Genomic DNA, 16,326 nt, shown 5'->3' on the forward strand with positions numbered 1-16,326 from the left:
TTAGAACGGGACGTGGTCTCGAGGACGACAAGGTTGCGCCGGATGGCGAAACCTTGGGAATGCTGGGGTGTAGTCAGGCGGTGCCTTCGGGCGCCGCCTTTCTTCTTGGCGACGGCCCTAACTCAGTGTGATCCACGTCGTCTTGAGCTGGGTATACTTGTCGTAGGCGTGAAGCGACTTGTCGCGGCCAATCCCCGACTGCTTGTAGCCGCCGAAGGCCGTGGTGATGTCGCCGCCGTCAACATCGTTGATGGCGACGAGGCCGCACTTGATGGCGCGGGCGAGGCGATGGGCCCGGTTGATATCGCGCGTCCAGACCGCAGCCGCCAGTCCGTACATGGAGTCGTTGGCGATGCGCAGGGCTTCGTCCTCGTCCTTGAACGTGATGGTCGACAGCACCGGTCCGAAGATCTCCTCCTGGGCGATCCGCATCTTGTTGTCGACGCGGTCGAACACGGTCGGCTGGATGTAGACGCCGCCCGTCTCCTGCATGACCTGCGCGCCGCCGAAGGCGAGCTCGGCGCCTTCGTTCCGGCCGACATCGATATAGCCGAGGACGCGATCGAGCTGGTCCCGGTCGACCATGGAGCCCATCGTCGTCTTCTCGTCGAGCGGGTTTCCGGGCTGCCAGGAGTCACCCAGAGCCCTGATCTTGTCCATAAGGGCGTCGTGCACGCTGTCCTGGACGATCAGACGGGTGGCCGCGGTGCAGGTCTGTCCGGAATTGTAGAAGACGCCAATTGCCGTCTGCCTGGCGACCTCGTCGAGGTCGGCGGCGTCGGCGAACACGACGTTCGGCTTCTTGCCGCCGCACTCGAGACTGATGTGCTTCATGTTGGATTCGCCGGAGTACCTGAGGAAGTACTTGCCGACCTCCGTCGAGCCGGTGAAGGCCACCATGTCGACGTCCATGTGACGGCCGAGCGCCTGCCCGGCGGTCTCGCCGAAACCGGTGACGACCTGGAACACGCCGGCCGGGAAGCCGGCTTCCCGTGCGATCTCGCCGATGCGGATCGCGGTCAGGGGCGATTGCTCGGCGGGCTTCAGGATGACGCTGTTGCCGGCGGCAAGCGCGGGGCCGAGCTTCCAGGCGGCCATCAGCAGCGGATAGTTCCACGGCACCACCAGGCCGACGACGCCGATGGGCTCGCGGGTCATCATGCCGACCGCGCCAGGGCCGGTCGGGGCGAGCTCGTCGTAGATCTTGTCGATCGATTCCGCGTACCACTCGATGCAGCTGATCGAGGCGGGGATGTCGACGGACCGGGAGTTGGAGATCGGCTTGCCGACGTCGAGCGTCTCCAGCATGGCGAGCGCGTCGGCGTTGTCTTGCAGGAGCTTGGCGAATTTCTTCATCACGCCCTTGCGCTTGCGCGGTGCCGCCATCGACCAGGCGCCGCCCTCGAAGGCCGCGCGGGCGGCGCTGACGGCGCGGTCGACGTCCTCGGTCTCGCAGGCAGGGATTCGGGCGAGGACGGTGCCGTCGATCGGGCTCACGCAGTCGAAGGTCTTGCCCGAAGCGGCGCCAACGGCTTCGCCGCCGATGATCGCCTTGTCAGAGATGCGGATCGACTTGAGGGTTTCCGGGACCACGGGAGCGTTCATCGCGCCATACCTCGCCTGTGAAACTCGAATTTGCTTCGGCTCAAACCAAAAGAGGCACCGCACAGAGCGATGCCTCCCAGTAGTCTAGCGAGAAAACCGGTCGCGAGAACTGCGACTATTTGATCTTGGCTTCCTTGAACTCGACGTGCTTGCGGACGACCGGATCGTATTTCTTGACGGTCATCTTTTCCGTCATCGTCCGCGTATTTTTCTTGGTCACGTAGAAATAGCCCGTGTCGGCGGTGCTCACGAGCCGGATCTTGACCGTTGTCGGCTTGGCCATCGTTTTCAGTCCTTGCGAAAGGTCGCCGCACCTCCGCGGCCGGCGTTCGATATCGGGCGGCAACCTACGCCGCGCGCGCGAAAAGTCAAGGAACCAGCCGTCAGGATCCAGCCGGCCGCGTCAGCCCTCGGGCTCCCTCTGTTGGCCATCTCCCGTCGTGGCAGGTCCCGCGGTCCGCGGATCCTAGAGCAATTCGCGTCGGAAGCTGCTTCCGACGGCGAAATAATAGGGGACCGGGTGTTTCGTGGCGAGGCCGTCGGGCGAGGCGAGGCGGGCCTGCAGTTCCTCCATCGCCACCTGGGTGATGTTGGGCAGATGCAGCGACTTGAGGTCGGTCAGCGGGACCCACACCATGTCGCCCAGCTCGTCCGTCGGCCGTTGCTCGCGCGGCAGATCGAGCGTGATCGCCGAGACGTCGACGGCGAAGAACCGGTTGTCGAATCGGCGTGGGCGGCGCGGCGGCGTCGTCGCGCGCATGAAGTAGACGAGCGGCGTGGGGTCGGGCAGCAGGCCGTGGTCGACGAAGCCCTGCCAGTCCTTCGGCACGGGCGTGGTCGGCTTGCCGGGCTTGCCGATCAGGATGCCGGCTTCCTCGAACGCCTCGCGGATGCCGGCAAGCGCGATGGCACGCGCGCGGCGCAGGCTCGGCCGTCCGCGCATGCGCACCTTCAGGCGGGCGATCAACTCGGGATCCGGCTCGATGGCCGCCGACATCGAGGCGTCGTCGGGATCGACGCGGCCGCCGGGGAACACATAGGCGCCCGGATAGAAGACGTGCGCGTCGCTGCGCCGTCCCATCAGCACATGCGGTTCTTTCCCGCGCGTGTCGACAATGACGAGCGAGGCGGAATCGGCGGGCTTCATATTGGGCCCGGAGAGGCGCTTCTTGGCCTCCTTGGCAAGACCCGGGGCGATTGTCATGGCTTGGCGGCAGGGGATACGAATGCGTCTCGGCTCATGCCGTCCCAGTCCTCGCGTCCGCCGGACCGCGGATCGAAGCCGTGCATGTAGTTGGCCCATTGCAGGCCGACCAACGAGCCCTTCACCAGCGGCAGCAGCGCCATGCACAGAGCGACCGTGACCAGCGTCCATACCGAGGCCTGCAGCCAGATCGCCGGCGCGAACATGCGCTCGACGGTGAGTACCAGCGGAACGACGATGTGGCCCACGATCACGATGGTGAAATAGGGCGGGGCGTCGTCGGCACGGTGGTGATGCAGCGCCTCGCCGCAGGACGGGCAGGCATCGTTGACCTTCAGGTAGGCGCGGAAGATCGAACCTTCGCCGCAGGCCGGGCAGCGCATCCTGACGCCGCGCAGCATCGCGTCGGCAACCGGCCGAGGCGGCAGCGCACCATCGTCCTGGGTCCAGGTAGTGGGGTGGACTTCGCTCATCGTCTTCCCTGTTTCCTCGCTCTTGCACCGCCCCCGGAACGGACACGGCCGCCCGCCTTGCGGCCGGCTCCAACCTTTACATACTTGCCTTCACTCACGATCTCAAACCTCAGAGCGCCGGCCAGCGGCACCGCCTCGACGAGCTTCACCTCGCAGGGGTCGCCGAGGGTGAACGCCTCGCCGGTGCGCTCGCCGACCATCCGCCGGCCCGCTTCGTCGAAACGGAAATAATCCGCGCCCAGCGTCGAGGCGGGAATGAAACCGTCCGCGCCGGTGTCGTCCAGCCGCACGAAAAGGCCCGATTTGGTGACCCCGGTGACCGTGCCATGGAATCGGGCCCCGACCCGGTCAGCCAGGAAATCGGCGATCAGCCGGTCGATGGTTTCGCGTTCGGCCGCCATGGCGCGACGTTCGGTCGCGGAGATATGGGCGGAGATTTCGTCGAGATCCGCGATCGCCCGGTCGCTCAGGCCGTCCTTGCCGAGTTCGAGCGCCCGGATCAACGCCCGATGCACGATCAGGTCCGCGTATCGCCGGATCGGCGAGGTGAAATGCGCGTATCGTCGCAGATTGAGGCCGAAATGGCCGAAGTTCTCCGGCGTGTACTCGGCCTGCGCCTGACTGCGCAGCACCACTTCGTGGACGAGCCGCTCGTTCTCGGTACCTTCGACCTTCGCCAGGATGCCGTTGAAATGGTGCGGCAGCAGGACGCCCGCCTTGGGCAACTTCAGGCCGATCGTCGCCAGGAAGTCGGCGAGGGCGGCCAGCTTTTCCGGCGACGGCGAGTCGTGCACGCGGTAGATCAGCGGCGTGCGCTTCCTCTCCAGCGTCTCGGCGGCGGCCACGTTGGCGAGGATCATGAAGACCTCGATCAGCTTGTGGCTTTCCAGGCGCTCGGGAACGAGCACCCGCGCGACATGGCCGGTCTTGTCGAGGATCAGCTTGCGTTCGGGGATCTCGAGTTCCAGCGGCGCGCGCGCGTCCCGCGCCTTGGCGACGGCCCGATAGGCGTCCCACAGGGGCTTCAGAACGGTGTCGAGAAGCGGTCCGGTGGCCTCGTCCGTCTGCCCGTCGATCGCCGCCTGGGTCTGCCGGTAGTCGATATTGGCGGCGACGCGGACCATCGCCCGGAAGAAGCGATGCCGGCTGACCCGGCCGTCGGGCGCGATCGCCATTTCGCAGGCGAGCACCGGCCGGTCCTGGTTTTCCTTCAGCGAGCACAGGTCGGCAGACAGCTGCTCGGGCAGCATCGGCACCACCCGGTCGGGAAAATAGACCGAGTTGCCGCGTTCGCGCGCCGAGCGGTCGAGCGCCCCGTTGGGCCGCACGTACCAGGCGACATCGGCGATCGCGACGGTGACGACGAAGCCGCCCTTGTTGCCGGGATCGGCGTCGGGGGCCGCGTGTACCGCGTCGTCATGGTCCTTGGCATCGGCCGGGTCGATGGTGACGAGCGGAAGTTTTCGCAGGTCCTCGCGTCCGTCCATCACCGCCGGCGCGGCGGCCTCGGCTGCGGCGATGACGTCTTCGCCGAAAGGCTGGGGAATGCCGTGCGTCAGGATGGCGATCTGGCTGACGGCCTTCTCGCTCTTCATGTCGCCGACGACCTCGCGCACCACCACCCGTGGCGGCCCGAGGCGCGTGCTCTTGCGGATCTCCACGGCGACCAGATCGTCCTTACGGGCATCGCCGGTGTCCTCCGGGGCGACGATCAGGTCGCGCCGCACCTTCTTGTCGACCGAATGGACGACGCCGCCGCCGCCCGGGCGCGGCGCGAACACGCCGATCACCGTGCGCGGCCGCCGGTCGAGGATGCGAACGACCTTGCCCTCGTGGTGCGTGGCGCCGGTTTCGTCGGCGACCTCGCGCACGCGCGCCATAACCCGGTCGCCGACGCCGGGCACCGGCATGCGCGACTTGCGGCTGCTGTCGGGCAGGATCAGGACGGAGGGCGCTGCGCCGTGCAGCGCCACGTCCCAGTCGGTCGGGGAGGCGATCAGCTCGCCGTCCCTGTCGCGGCCGGTGATTTCCAGCTCCTCGACCGGCGCCATGTGGCCGGCCCGCTGGACGCGCTTGCGGCGGCCCTCGATCTGGCCGTCTTCGGCCATGTCCCTGAGCAGCCGCTTCAGGGCGATGCGATCGGCCGACTTGACGCCGAAGGCGCGCGCGATCTCGCGCTTGCCAGCCCGTCCGGGGTGGTCACGCAGGAACTCGAGGATCGCCTCGCGGCTCGGCAGTCCTTCATCGGACGCACCGCCACGGCGTTTTGCCATCAGCTTTACCCGCCCCTAGCTTTTCGGGGATGCCTTCTTCTTGGCCCGTTTGGGTTTCTTGCCGCCGCCCTTTTCGGCCTTGGCGGCGAGCAATTCGGCGGCAAGCTCCATCGTCACGCCTTCCGGTTCGGTGCCCTTGGGCAGCGTCGCGTTGATCTTGCCGTTGGTCACATAGGGGCCGTAGCGGCCGGCTTTCACCTCTATCGTGCCGAAATCGGCGTTGTCGCCGAGCGCCTTGATCGTGGCCGCGGCGCCGCGCCGCCCGCCGCGCTGCTGCTTCTCGGCGATCAGCGTCACGGCTCGGTTGAGCCCGACGGTGAACACCTCCTCGGCCGATTCCAGATTCGCGTAGATGCCGTCGTGCTGGACGAAGGGACCGTAGCGGCCGATGCCGGCGGTGATGGGCTTGCTCGTTTCGGGATGAATGCCGACCTCGCGCGGCAGCGACAGGTAGGACAGTGCCCGCTCCAGGTCGACGGATGCCGCATCGACGCCCTTGGGCAGACTCGCCCGCTTCGGTTTTTCCCCTTCCGGCGCCTCGCCGAGCTGAACATAGGGACCGAAACGCCCGGTACGGAGGGAAACCTCCTGATTCGTTTCCGGATCGGTGCCGAGGACCCGCTGTCCGTTGACCAGCGCCTCGGCGGCGTCGCCGTCGCCCGGCGTCGTCAGATCGCGGGTATAGCGACACTCGGGATAGTTCGAGCAGCCGATGAAGGGGCCGTTCTTGCCGCGCTTGATCGACAGCCGGCCGCCCTCGCAGGACGGGCACGCGCGTGCATCGGAGCCGTCTTCCTTCGGCGGGAAGACATAGGGCCCGAGGATGTTGTTGAGCGCCTCGAAGACCTCGGACGTCTTCAGCTCGCTCGTCGCCTCGATCTCCGTGGCGAAATCGCGCCAGAACTCGCGCAGGACGTCGCGCCAGCCGATCTCGCCGTTGGAGATGCGGTCGAGCTTCTCCTCGAGGCTCGCGGTGAAGTCGTACTCGACGTAGCGCTTGAAGAAGCCCTCGAGGAACGCCGTGACGATGCGGCCCTTCGGCTCGGGGATCAGCCGGCGCTTGTCGAGACGGACATACTCGCGGTCTTCGAGCACCTTCAGCGTGGCCGCGTAGGTCGACGGCCGTCCGATGCCGAGTTCCTCGAGCCGCTTGATCAGCGTCGCCTCGGTGAAGCGCGGCGGCGGCTCGGTGAAGTGCTGGGTCGCGGTCACCTTGTCGAGGCCGAGGCTTTCGCTGTCCTTCAGGGCCGGCAGGCGGCGGTCTTCCTCGTTCTCGGAATCGTCGTCGGCAGTCTCCTGGTAGAGCGTCAGGAAACCGTCGAACCGCTGGACCGTGCCGACCGCGCGCAGGCCGTAGCGCTTTCCGTCCGGCGCGGTCGCCTCGATGTCGACGGTTGTGCGTTCCAGTTCCGCCGATTCCATCTGGCTGGCCAGCGTCCGCTTCCAGATCAGCTCGTAAAGGCGCGCCTGATCTTCGTCGAGTGCGCGGCGCACCTCGGCCGGGCGGCGGTTCAGGTCGGTTGGCCGGATCGCCTCATGGGCTTCCTGCGCGTTCTTCGCCTTGGTCTTGTAGACGCGCGGCGATGAGGGCAGGTAGCGGTCGCCGTAGTCCGTGGCGATGACGCCACGCGCGGCGTTGATCGCCTCCGGCACGATCTCGACGCCGTCGGTACGCATGTAGGTGATCAGGCCGACGGTCTCGCCGCCGAGATTGATGCCTTCGTAGAGCCGCTGTGCGGTGCGCATGGTGCGGTCCGCGGAAAAGCCGAGCTTGCGCGACGCTTCCTGCTGCAGTGTCGAGGTGGTGAACGGCGCATAGGGGTGGCGCTTGACCGGCTTCTTCTCGACCGAGCGGACCGCATAGCCGGACTGCTCCAGCGCGGCCTTCAGCGCTTCGGCTTCCGCGCCGGCCCCGATGGTCAGGCGATCGATCTTCTTGCCGTCGGCGGTCACGAGGCGGGCGTCGAAGGCGTTGCCCTGCGAATTCAGGCCGGCAACGATGCTCCAGTATTCCCGCGGGACGAACGATTCGATCTCGGCTTCGCGGTCGGAGACGATCCTGAGCGCGACCGACTGGACGCGCCCGGCCGAGCGCGCGCCCGGGATCTTCCGCCACAGTACCGGCGACAGCGTGAAGCCGACGAGATAGTCGAGCGCGCGGCGGGCCAGGTAGGCCTCGACGAGCGGCCCGTCGATCTCCCTGGGATGGGCGATGGCATCGAGCACCGCCTGCTTGGTGACGGCGTTGAAGACCACCCGGTCGACCGGCTTGTCCTTCAGCACGCCCCTGCGGCGCAGGACTTCCAGGACGTGCCAGGAAATCGCCTCGCCCTCGCGATCCGGGTCGGTGGCGAGGATGACGCGATCGGCCGTCTTCACCGCGCTTGCGATCTCGGAGACCTGCTTGGACTTCTTCGGATCGATCTCCCAAGTCATCTCGAAGTCCTGATCCGGCTGGACCGAGCCGTCTTTCGACGGCAGGTCGCGGATATGACCGAAGGACGCCAGGACGTGATAGTCGCCGCCGAGATACTTGTTGATGGTCTTTGCTTTCGCCGGGGACTCGACGATGACAACCTGCATGCTTGAACCAATGGCCTCGATAGGGGGAACGCCGGTGCCGGACCGTGCGTATTCGGCCGCGAAGATGGGGAATGCCGCACACCAAGTCAAACGGGCAGTCTGTGAAAGCGCACCGAGCACTACCATTATACACGCATAGCGTGTAATAATGAATAATTTCAATTATTTATAGAAACATGCTATCTCTTGCCCCACCGAACGCGGCGTAAGGGGATTGGCTTCACGCACAGGCGATCCTCCTGCGAAACCATGCGGTGGCGAAGAGGGACATTGAATTGTCTGGGCGAAAAGGCCGGGATGGCGAAGGGAAATTGCCGGCGATTGCGCCACCGTCCGACCAGGCGGCGGCCGAATATCTGGCGGGCATACTTCCCGAACTCGTGCATATAGCCGACCAGGGAGGCCTGGACCTGACGGCCTATCTCCTGGAAATGGCGCGAATCGAGGCGACGAGCAAAGCCATGAACGCCGCATCCCGGAAGCCACGTTGACCAACCGCCCCGAAGCACCGGGTCAGGGCTCGATCTGGCGCCCGGTAATCGGTTTGCGGTCGTCGATGAACAACAATCCGTCCGGTTTGAGAGCGGCCTTCAGCCGCTTCATCGCCAGTTTGCCGGCCTCCGGATGACGACCGTCCAGCGCACCGACCCGCATGGCGAAGGCCAGATCGAATTGCTCCTCGCCGTCGTCCAGCTCGAATTGTTCGATCGCAACGGTTCGCAATTCCAGTCGACCGGCCTCGATTTCCGCCGCTGACGTCTGGGCCGCGATCCCGATGGCCTTGGCGGAGCGGTCTATCGCCACGACCTTGCCGTCGCCGATCCGCCGGGCGACTTCGCGCGCGGCCACTCCCGGGCCGCAGCCGATCTCGAGCACGCGAAGTCCCTGGTTAAGCGGGAGGGTCGCCACGTAGGTCGCAATTCTGTCCGATGGCTTGCCGTTCATGCCGGTTGCGATCGTTGTGGAACCACAACGCTTTTCCCATCTCTGATTGCGGTGTGTAAAGTCTGCACCTGCTGCGGGATCGGCGATGAGAGCAGGGCAGGGAGCGCCGCCCCGTACCGCACGTTTCGCTTAGAGGAGCGATACCCGTTGCCCGGAGTGCCGCTCGATGCGGCCGGCGAGTTCCAGCTCGATCAGCGCCAGCATAATCTGTCCGTGCGTGAGCCCGGTCAGCCGCAGGATATCGTCGATGGAGACCGGGCTCGGACCGATCGCGTCGATGACCCGGCGTCGGTCTGAATCGTCGATATCGGCGGAGACCGGCCGTCCTTCCTCCGGTTCGCCGAGCGGGGCGATTGGCGGCGGGAACAGCCCGAGCATGGGACGCAGAACCTCCAGCACGTCCTCGGCGTTGCGGGTCAGTGTGGCGCCGTCGCGGATCAGCCTGTTGGTCCCTTCCGCCCGCGGGTCGAGCGGCGAACCGGGCACCGCGAAAACCTCGCGGCCCTGCTCCAGCGCGAATCGCGCCGTGATCAGCGAGCCCGAGCGCGCCGCGGCCTCGACGATGACGACACCGTAGGAGGCGCCCGAGATGATCCGATTGCGGCGGGGGAAATCCTTCGCGCGCGCGATCCAGTCCGGTGGCATCTCGGTGATCAACACGCCCTCGGCCTTGATCGCGTCGGCCAGATCGACGTGTTCGGCGGGATAGATATGGCCGTGGCCGCCGGCGAGTATGGCGATCGTGCCGGTCTTGAGCGAGGCCTGGTGCGCGGCGGCATCGATCCCGCGGGCAAGGCCGGAGACGACCACGAACCCCTCCGCCCCGAGGTCGTTCGCCAGGGTGGAGACGAGGCGCCGTCCGAGCGCGGAACAGTTGCGCGATCCCACGATCGCCACGGTCGGCATGTGGGTGACGTCGAGGCGCCCCGCCGCGTAGAGCAGCGGCGGCCCGCCCTCGGTATCGGCGAGCCGTTTCGGATAGCCCGGGTCGCCCCAGGCCACCAGCGTCGCGCCGAGACGCGCCGCCGTCTCGATCTCCCGTTCGGCGTCCGCGCGCGAGCACACCCTGATGCGGCGCTTCAGCCCGCCGCGCGCCGAAAGATCGGGAAGGGCGTCGATCGCCGCTGCGGCGCTGCCGAAACGGTTGACCAGCGCCCGGAACGTCGCCGGGCCGACATTCTCGGAGCGAAGGAGACGCAGCCAGTCGAGCTTCTGCGCGTCAGTCAGCGTCGCCCGCCGACTGCCGCCGGCGCCGCTCACGACTTGGCGCCGCCGATCCGGCCCTCTGTGCCGCTGACCAGCCGCTGGATATTGGCGCGATGGGCAATGAACAGCAGCGCGGTCAGGACGGCGAACAGCTCGGCTGCCTGCCACTTGCCCGACAGGACGAGCACGAACGGCGTCAGCGCGCTGGCGACCAGTGCCGACAGGGACGAATAGCGGGAGATCAACGCCGTCACGAGCCACATGGCGGCGAAGATCAGCATGGCCGGCCAGTAGAGGCCGAGCAGCACGCCGAGATAGGTCGCGACGCCCTTGCCGCCCTTGAACTTGAGCCAGACCGGGAACAGATGGCCGACAAAAGCGCCGAAGCCGGCCAAAATCGCCGTATCCGGCCCCCATTGGGCGGCGGCCAGCACCGCGACGGTGCCTTTCAGCGCGTCCGCCAGTAGCGTTGCCGCCGCCAGCCCCTTGCGGCCGGTGCGCAGCACGTTGGTCGCCCCGATATTGCCGGACCCGATCGCGCGCACGTCGCCGAGCCCCGCCATGCGGGTGAAGATCAGCCCGAACGGGATTGAGCCCAGCAGGTAGCCGAACAGCAGGGCCGCCAGAAAATAGGGCAGGGCGAGGCTCCAACTGATCGGATCGGGCATGGCGTCGGCCGGTGTCTGGTTCGGTTCAGTCCGAACCGTAGTCGTAGACCGTGCGTCCGGCAACGATGGTGCGCAGGACACGGCCCTGCATGCGCGCATCCTCGAACGGCGTGTTCTTCGAGCGCGACGACAGCGCGCCGGCATCGACGAGCCACGGTTCGTCCGGATCGAAGAACACGAGATCGGCCGGCCGCCCCTTTTCCAGGCTGCCGCCTTCCAGACCGAGGATGGCCGCCGGCCGTGTCGACATAGCGTCGATCAGGCGCATGAGCGGCACGTCGCCGGAGTGATGCAGGCGCAGGGCCGCCGACAGGAGCGTCTCCAGGCCGATCGCGCCGACCTCGGCTTCCGCGAACGGATGCCGCTTGGTCTCGACGTCGTGCGGATCGTGGCTGGAGACGATGACGTCGATCAGCCCTTCGGCCAGTGCCGCGACGAGCGCCATGCGGTCGTCCTCGGAGCGCAGCGGCGGCGACAGCCTGAAGAAGGTGCGGTAGGTGCCGATGTCGTTTTCGTTCAGAGCCAGATTGTTGATCGACACGCCGGCGGTGACCTTGATGCCGCGGTCCTTGGCGCGGCGCAGCGTCGTCAGCGAGCGGCCGGCGGACAGCTGGGCGGCGTGATAGCGCCCGCCCGCGAGCCCGACGAGCTTGAGATCGCGCGACAGCATCACGGTCTCGGCCTCGACCGGAATGCCCTTCAGGCCGAGCCGGGTCGCCATCTCGCCCTCGTGCATGACCCCTTCGCCGACGAGATCGGGATCTTCGGGGTGATGGACGATGAGCGCGTCGAAATCGCCCGCGTAGGTCAGCGCCCGGCGCATCGTCTGGGCGTTGGTGATCGCCCGACGCCCGTTGGTGAAAGCGACCGCACCGGCCGCCGACATCAGGCCGATCTCGGTCATCTCGTTGCCGGCGAGATCCCTGGTCAGCGCCCCCATCGGCAGCAGCCGGACGATAGCGGTATCCCGCGCCAGCCGCTGCACGTAGTCGACCATGGCGACGTCGTGGATCACCGGATTGGTGTCCGGCATGCAGATCATCGTGGTGACGCCGCCGGCCGCCGCGGCCCGGCTCGCCGACGCGATCGTCTCGCGGTGCTCGAAGCCCGGTTCGCCGGTGAAGACCTGCATGTCGATGAGGCCGGGCGCCAGCACCTTGGCCCCGCCGTCGATCACCTCGGCGCCTTCGGGAAAGGAGTGGGCCTTCAGATGCGGTCCCACGTCGGCGACGCGGCCGCCGTCGATCAAAAGGCCGCCGATCTCGTCGCGACCGCTCGCCGGATCGATCAGCCGCACATCATGGAATCCGATCGGTCGGACCTTTTCCGGTTCGAAGCGCTCCGGCGACCCCCAGACTGGCATCGGTTTCCTCACGCGTTCGGCAGGTTGCTGGCGAGCGCCTCGAGCACCGCCATGCGGACCGCAACGCCCATCTCGACCTGCTCGCGGATGACGCTCTGCGGGCCGTCGGCGACATCGCTGTCGATCTCGACGCCGCGGTTCATCGGCCCCGGGTGCATCACCAGCGCGTCCGGCCTGGCGAGCGTCAGCTTGGCGGCGTCGAGGCCGAAATAGTGGAAGTACTCGCGCACCGACGGCACGAAGGCGCCGCTCATGCGCTCGCGCTGGAGCCGCAGCATCATCACGACGTCCGCGTCCCGGATCCCGGAGCGGATGTCGCGATGGACCTCGACGCCGATTCGATCGATCGCCGCCGGCAGCAGCGTCGACGGAGCGACAACGCGCACCCGGGCGCCCATGGTGTTGAGAAGCAGGATGTTCGAGCGGGCGACCCGGCTGTGCAGGACGTCGCCGCAGATGGCCACGATCAGGCCCTGGAGCGCGCCCTTGTGACGCCGGATCGTCAGGGCGTCGAGCAGGGCCTGGGTCGGATGCTCGTGCGCACCGTCGCCCGCATTGACGACGGAGCATCCGACCTTCCGGGCCAGAAGCTCCACCGCGCCGGCGGCGTGATGGCGCACGACGATCAGGTCGGGATGCATGGCGTGCAACGTTACCGCCGTATCGAGCAGCGTTTCGCCCTTCTTAACCGAGGACGAGCCGACCGACATGTTCATGACGTCGGCGCCGAGCCGCTTGCCCGCGAGCTCGAACGAGCTCTGCGTCCGCGTGGAGGCTTCGAAGAACAGGTTGATCTGGGTGCGTCCGCGCAGCGTCGACAGCTTCTTTTCCACCTGCCGGTTGATATCGACGAAGCCGTCGGCGAGATCGAGCAGGCTGGAGATCTCGTCCGGCGAAAGCTGGTCGATGCCAAGCAGGTGGCGATGCGGGAACGCGATCGGACGGGGTTGGTGCGCTGTGGCCATTAAAAGCGTCCCTATAGGGGGAGTCCGGCGGTCCGGCAAGCGCGATGCCGGTGGTTGCCCGCGCAATCCACGGTTTGATTTGCCGCGATCAGGTCGGCCGGACCAATTCCGGACTGGGCTCGCCGGTCCTGTCGTCGCCCGCGACCACCCGGTCGCGGCCGCTGCCCTTGGCCGCGTAGAGTCGCTTGTCGGCCCGGGACAGCAGGGACAGGAAGTCCATTCCGTCTTCCGGCGAATGCGCGGCGCCGATGCTCACCGTCAGCGGTTCGCGCAGGTCCGGAATATCCAGCTTGCCTGCAATCCGGTGCAGGCGCCGGGCGAGGTTGGACGCGTCCTCGCGCGCCCGACCGGCGGTGATCACGACGAATTCGTCGCCGCCGAAACGATAGATCCGGTCGACATCGCGCAGGTCGCGCGTCAGCAACTCGGCCAGGCCGCGCAGCGCGGCATCGCCGACCAGGTGACCCGAGTCGTCGTTGAGCTGCTTGAAGTTGTCGATGTCGATGATCAGGACGCTGGCGATATCGCCGCTGGCGATTATGCGGGCCGTGCACTGCTCGGCCTCGGCCTCCATGCGGCTGCGGTCGGCGATTCCGGTCAGGCCGTCGCGTCCACTGCGTTCGAGCAGGTTCTCATAGCGTTCGCGGTAGGTCAGCGCGTCGAAGACGTCGGCGAGGCGGGGATGGGCGAGGCCGTCGAACATGCGCCGCTCGAAATGGCGCAGATAGATGCCGGCAAGCACCGCATAGGCCACGGCCGCGATCGACTTGGCGATCAGCCCGCCATACAGGATTTCGACCGGGATGCCGGCGACCGCATGCAGCACCGGCCAGAACGCGACCTGGTCGAAGGCGAGGACGGCGACGCCGCTGATCGCGATGCGCAGCGTCATGTGCGGGCCGAGCCAGCGGCCGACCTGCTCGTAGATCAGGATGATCAGGATCCCGTCGATCAGCAGCAGGACCGTGCCCCAGATCATCAACAGGCCCATCTGGTCCATGAACGGGAAGTCCGGCGACTGACCCGCGCTGGGCAGCACCGTGTTCGCGCCGAGGATCGCGACGAGGCCGATCGTCAGGATGTTCCCCGCGAACAGGCCGTAGATCGGCTGTCGCACGGCGATGGCGTCCTCGCGGATATAGACCAGCAGGAGCAGGATGATCTTGCCGGGAAACAGGATCGTCGACCCGGGCGAGACGATGATGCCGAACGGCACGGCCACGTAGAAGGTGGCGGCGAGATAGGTTTCGAGGAAATGCATCGCGCCGAGCGCGCAGAAGAAGATGCCGATGCCGTAGCGGTGCCGAAGCCCGAACAGCATTGCAAGGACCGAGAAGTACAGAACGAGCTGACAGCCAAGCAGCCCGAGATCCCACAATCCCACGGGGCCTCCCCGGAAAAGGCGAGTGCACGAAGAAAATCAGTGTGTCAGAATCATCCGACACCACGATCGACAAGGTCGAACGTCTGAATAAGCGAGTGCCTGACGCTTGGGGAGTCCCGCTTTTGATTAAACAATAGGCAGATCTAGACCTCAGGAAAGCGCCATCAGCGCCAGCCACAGGGGGAGGGTGATCGCCGCCGCCATCGTCTGCAAGGTGATGATCTCGGCCATCAGCTTGGCGTTGCCCCCCATCTGGCGCGCCAGCAGATACCCGTTCGACGCCGTCGGCACCGCCAGGGCGACCACCGCGGTGCCGAGCGCGGTGCCGGTGAGCCCGAACAACGATGCATAGACGAGCCCGATAGCCGGCATCACGATCAGCCTCAGGCCGGTCCCGACGAGATGGGCGGGGCCCGGGCGGCGCAGCGACGACAGATCGAGACCGAGGCCGACGGCGACCAGCGCCACGGCCAGGCCGGCGCGCCCGAAAATGTCGAGGGTCGCCGCGATCGGCCCGGGGATTGAGAGGCCGGCAATGCTCAGCGTCAGGCCGACGACGCAGGCGATGATCAGCGGGTTCTTCGCGATTTCCCGGAGCAGGATCCGCGCCGGCGGGCGCGTCGTCCCGCCGTGATGCGCCAGAACGACGACGGATATCAGGTTGAGGATCGGCACCATGGCGACGATCGCCACCGCGACCAGCGTGAGCCCCTCCTTGCCGAACAGGCTTCCCGAAAGCGCCAGCGCGATGAACGTGTTCCACCGGGCCGCGCCCTGGAACACCGAGGTGAAGGCGGGACCGTCCACGCGGAACCGGTTCTTGAGAACCGGATAGAGGGCGAGGCACAGCGCCGTCATCGTCAGGACCGAGAGCAGTAGCGTCGCGCCCAGCGCCTGCCAGGGCAGGGCGCCGTAGTCGGCACCGGCCAGCGTCAGCACGATCAGGCAGGGAAACAGCACGTAGTAGGCGAGCCGCTCGATGCCAGCCCGGCCGGCATCGTCGATGATGCCGAAACGATGGATTGCCCAGCCCGTCGCGATGACGATGAGGACGGGCAGAATACTGTACAGGGCTGCATGCATGGCGGGCCTAGCTAAGAGAGGAGAGGCGGTCGAGTGCCCCCTGCAGGATGTAGGCGGCGGCGACCTTGTCGACGATCTCGGCGCGCTTCTTGCGGCTCGTGTCCGCCTCGATCATCACTCGCGTGACCGCAACCGTCGACAGGCGTTCGTCCCACAACAGGATCGGCAGCTCGACGACACCGGTCAGGTTACGGGCGAAGGCGCGCGCCGCCTGCGCCTTCGGTCCGGCGGTGCCGTCCATGTTGAGCGGCAGGCCGATGACGATGCCGGCGACCTTGTTGTCGGCGCACAGCTTGGCGATTGCCGGGCCGTTTTCCTTGAATTTCGCCTTCTTCAGTCCGAGCAGCGGCGAGGCGATCCGCCATCCGGCGTCGCAGATGGCGATGCCGATCGTCCTTTCGCCGGGATCGATGCCCAGCAGCGCCCCCCGCGTTGGCATGGCGGCGGCGAAGTCCTCGGCGTTTTCGGTGGGCGCGGTCATGGGCGCCTCCTAGCAGATACCGCGGCGCCTGGCAGCGGTTGTTGGCGGGATATGGCCGTGTATAACCTCAAGATGAGGAAAGCGCGGCGTCGC

Annotated in this window: 15 protein-coding genes; 1 reads left to right on the forward strand and 14 read right to left on the reverse strand. The window is 66.9% G+C overall.

Annotation, left to right across the window (positions count from 1 at the left end; genetic code table 11):
- Positions 1–117: 117 nt before the first annotated feature.
- The 6 genes from ACSF9G_RS10560 to topA form a co-directional block, all read right to left on the reverse strand.
- Positions 118–1,605: an aldehyde dehydrogenase gene (locus ACSF9G_RS10560; RefSeq protein ID WP_436641275.1), complete on the reverse strand. Its 1,488-nt coding sequence runs from the start codon at positions 1,603–1,605 to the stop codon at positions 118–120.
- 115 nt (positions 1,606–1,720) lie between these two features.
- A complete protein-coding gene (rpmG, locus tag ACSF9G_RS10565; RefSeq protein WP_261616756.1) occupies positions 1,721–1,888 on the reverse strand; it encodes a 50S ribosomal protein L33 in 168 nt (55 codons plus the stop codon).
- A 183-nt stretch (positions 1,889–2,071) separates the two neighbouring features.
- Positions 2,072–2,809, reverse strand: coding sequence for an NUDIX hydrolase (locus tag ACSF9G_RS10570; protein WP_436641277.1), 738 nt, complete (start codon positions 2,807–2,809; stop codon positions 2,072–2,074).
- Positions 2,806–3,282 carry a DUF983 domain-containing protein gene (locus ACSF9G_RS10575; RefSeq protein WP_436641279.1) on the reverse strand — a complete coding sequence of 159 codons (477 nt, stop codon included), beginning with the start codon at positions 3,280–3,282 and terminating at the stop codon, positions 2,806–2,808. The genes ACSF9G_RS10570 and ACSF9G_RS10575 overlap by 4 nt, the downstream gene beginning before the upstream one ends.
- The gene (gene rnr / locus ACSF9G_RS10580; protein ID WP_436641281.1) at positions 3,279–5,555 is read right to left on the reverse strand and encodes a ribonuclease R; all 2,277 of its coding nucleotides are present in this window, start codon (positions 5,553–5,555) and stop codon (positions 3,279–3,281) included. Before rnr ends, ACSF9G_RS10575 begins: the two co-directional genes overlap by 4 nt.
- Before the next feature lie 15 nt (positions 5,556–5,570).
- Positions 5,571–8,138, reverse strand: coding sequence for a type I DNA topoisomerase (topA, locus tag ACSF9G_RS10585; RefSeq protein WP_436641283.1), 2,568 nt, complete (start codon positions 8,136–8,138; stop codon positions 5,571–5,573).
- 254 nt (positions 8,139–8,392) lie between these two features.
- Between topA and ACSF9G_RS10590 the strand changes: the two genes are divergently transcribed.
- Positions 8,393–8,629 carry a hypothetical protein gene (locus tag ACSF9G_RS10590; RefSeq protein WP_436641285.1) on the forward strand — a complete coding sequence of 79 codons (237 nt, stop codon included), beginning with the start codon at positions 8,393–8,395 and terminating at the stop codon, positions 8,627–8,629.
- Positions 8,630–8,651: 22 nt separating this feature from the next.
- Here the strand turns inward: ACSF9G_RS10590 and ACSF9G_RS10595 are convergent, their stop codons facing one another.
- The 8 genes from ACSF9G_RS10595 to ruvX all read right to left on the reverse strand — a co-directional run bounded on the left by ACSF9G_RS10595 (position 8,652) and on the right by ruvX (position 16,233).
- Complete coding sequence (locus ACSF9G_RS10595; RefSeq protein WP_436641287.1) at positions 8,652–9,083, reverse strand: class I SAM-dependent methyltransferase; 432 nt, start codon at positions 9,081–9,083, stop codon at positions 8,652–8,654.
- A gap of 129 nt (positions 9,084–9,212) precedes the next feature.
- A complete protein-coding gene (gene dprA / locus ACSF9G_RS10600) occupies positions 9,213–10,343 on the reverse strand; it encodes a DNA-processing protein DprA (protein WP_436641289.1) in 1,131 nt (376 codons plus the stop codon).
- Positions 10,340–10,957 carry a glycerol-3-phosphate 1-O-acyltransferase PlsY gene (gene plsY, locus ACSF9G_RS10605; protein ID WP_436641291.1) on the reverse strand — a complete coding sequence of 206 codons (618 nt, stop codon included), beginning with the start codon at positions 10,955–10,957 and terminating at the stop codon, positions 10,340–10,342. The genes dprA and plsY overlap by 4 nt, the downstream gene beginning before the upstream one ends.
- Before the next feature lie 25 nt (positions 10,958–10,982).
- Complete coding sequence (locus ACSF9G_RS10610) at positions 10,983–12,320, reverse strand: dihydroorotase (protein ID WP_436641293.1); 1,338 nt, start codon at positions 12,318–12,320, stop codon at positions 10,983–10,985.
- Between the two features lie 8 nt (positions 12,321–12,328).
- Complete coding sequence (locus ACSF9G_RS10615) at positions 12,329–13,285, reverse strand: aspartate carbamoyltransferase catalytic subunit (RefSeq protein WP_436641295.1); 957 nt, start codon at positions 13,283–13,285, stop codon at positions 12,329–12,331.
- Positions 13,286–13,373: 88 nt separating this feature from the next.
- Positions 13,374–14,669 carry a GGDEF domain-containing protein gene (locus tag ACSF9G_RS10620; protein WP_436641297.1) on the reverse strand — a complete coding sequence of 432 codons (1,296 nt, stop codon included), beginning with the start codon at positions 14,667–14,669 and terminating at the stop codon, positions 13,374–13,376.
- A 150-nt stretch (positions 14,670–14,819) separates the two neighbouring features.
- Positions 14,820–15,752 (reverse strand): AEC family transporter, encoded by a 933-nt coding sequence (locus ACSF9G_RS10625; RefSeq protein WP_436641299.1) that lies wholly within the window; start codon positions 15,750–15,752, stop codon positions 14,820–14,822.
- A 7-nt stretch (positions 15,753–15,759) separates the two neighbouring features.
- On the reverse strand, positions 15,760–16,233 hold the full coding sequence (ruvX, locus tag ACSF9G_RS10630) for a Holliday junction resolvase RuvX (protein ID WP_436641301.1): 474 nt from the start codon (positions 16,231–16,233) through the stop codon (positions 15,760–15,762).
- Positions 16,234–16,326 lie beyond the last annotated feature (93 nt).

The sequence above is a fragment of the Microbaculum mangrovi genome (assembly GCF_051390635.1).
Lineage (GTDB): Bacteria > Pseudomonadota > Alphaproteobacteria > Rhizobiales > Tepidamorphaceae > Microbaculum.

Coding starts and splice junctions, on each gene's coding strand:
- ACSF9G_RS10625 (WP_436641299.1), bottom strand. CDS start 15,752: ATGCATGCAGCCCTGTACAGTATTCTGCCCGTCCTCATCGTCATCGCG.
- ACSF9G_RS10610 (WP_436641293.1), bottom strand. CDS start 12,320: ATGCCAGTCTGGGGGTCGCCGGAGCGCTTCGAACCGGAAAAGGTCCGA.
- ACSF9G_RS10570 (WP_436641277.1), bottom strand. CDS start 2,809: ATGACAATCGCCCCGGGTCTTGCCAAGGAGGCCAAGAAGCGCCTCTCC.
- ACSF9G_RS10560 (WP_436641275.1), bottom strand. CDS start 1,605: ATGAACGCTCCCGTGGTCCCGGAAACCCTCAAGTCGATCCGCATCTCT.
- ACSF9G_RS10595 (WP_436641287.1), bottom strand. CDS start 9,083: ATGAACGGCAAGCCATCGGACAGAATTGCGACCTACGTGGCGACCCTC.
- rnr (WP_436641281.1), bottom strand. CDS start 5,555: ATGGCAAAACGCCGTGGCGGTGCGTCCGATGAAGGACTGCCGAGCCGC.
- topA (WP_436641283.1), bottom strand. CDS start 8,138: ATGCAGGTTGTCATCGTCGAGTCCCCGGCGAAAGCAAAGACCATCAAC.
- ACSF9G_RS10575 (WP_436641279.1), bottom strand. CDS start 3,282: ATGAGCGAAGTCCACCCCACTACCTGGACCCAGGACGATGGTGCGCTG.
- plsY (WP_436641291.1), bottom strand. CDS start 10,957: ATGCCCGATCCGATCAGTTGGAGCCTCGCCCTGCCCTATTTTCTGGCG.
- ruvX (WP_436641301.1), bottom strand. CDS start 16,233: ATGACCGCGCCCACCGAAAACGCCGAGGACTTCGCCGCCGCCATGCCA.
- rpmG (WP_261616756.1), bottom strand. CDS start 1,888: ATGGCCAAGCCGACAACGGTCAAGATCCGGCTCGTGAGCACCGCCGAC.
- ACSF9G_RS10615 (WP_436641295.1), bottom strand. CDS start 13,285: ATGGCCACAGCGCACCAACCCCGTCCGATCGCGTTCCCGCATCGCCAC.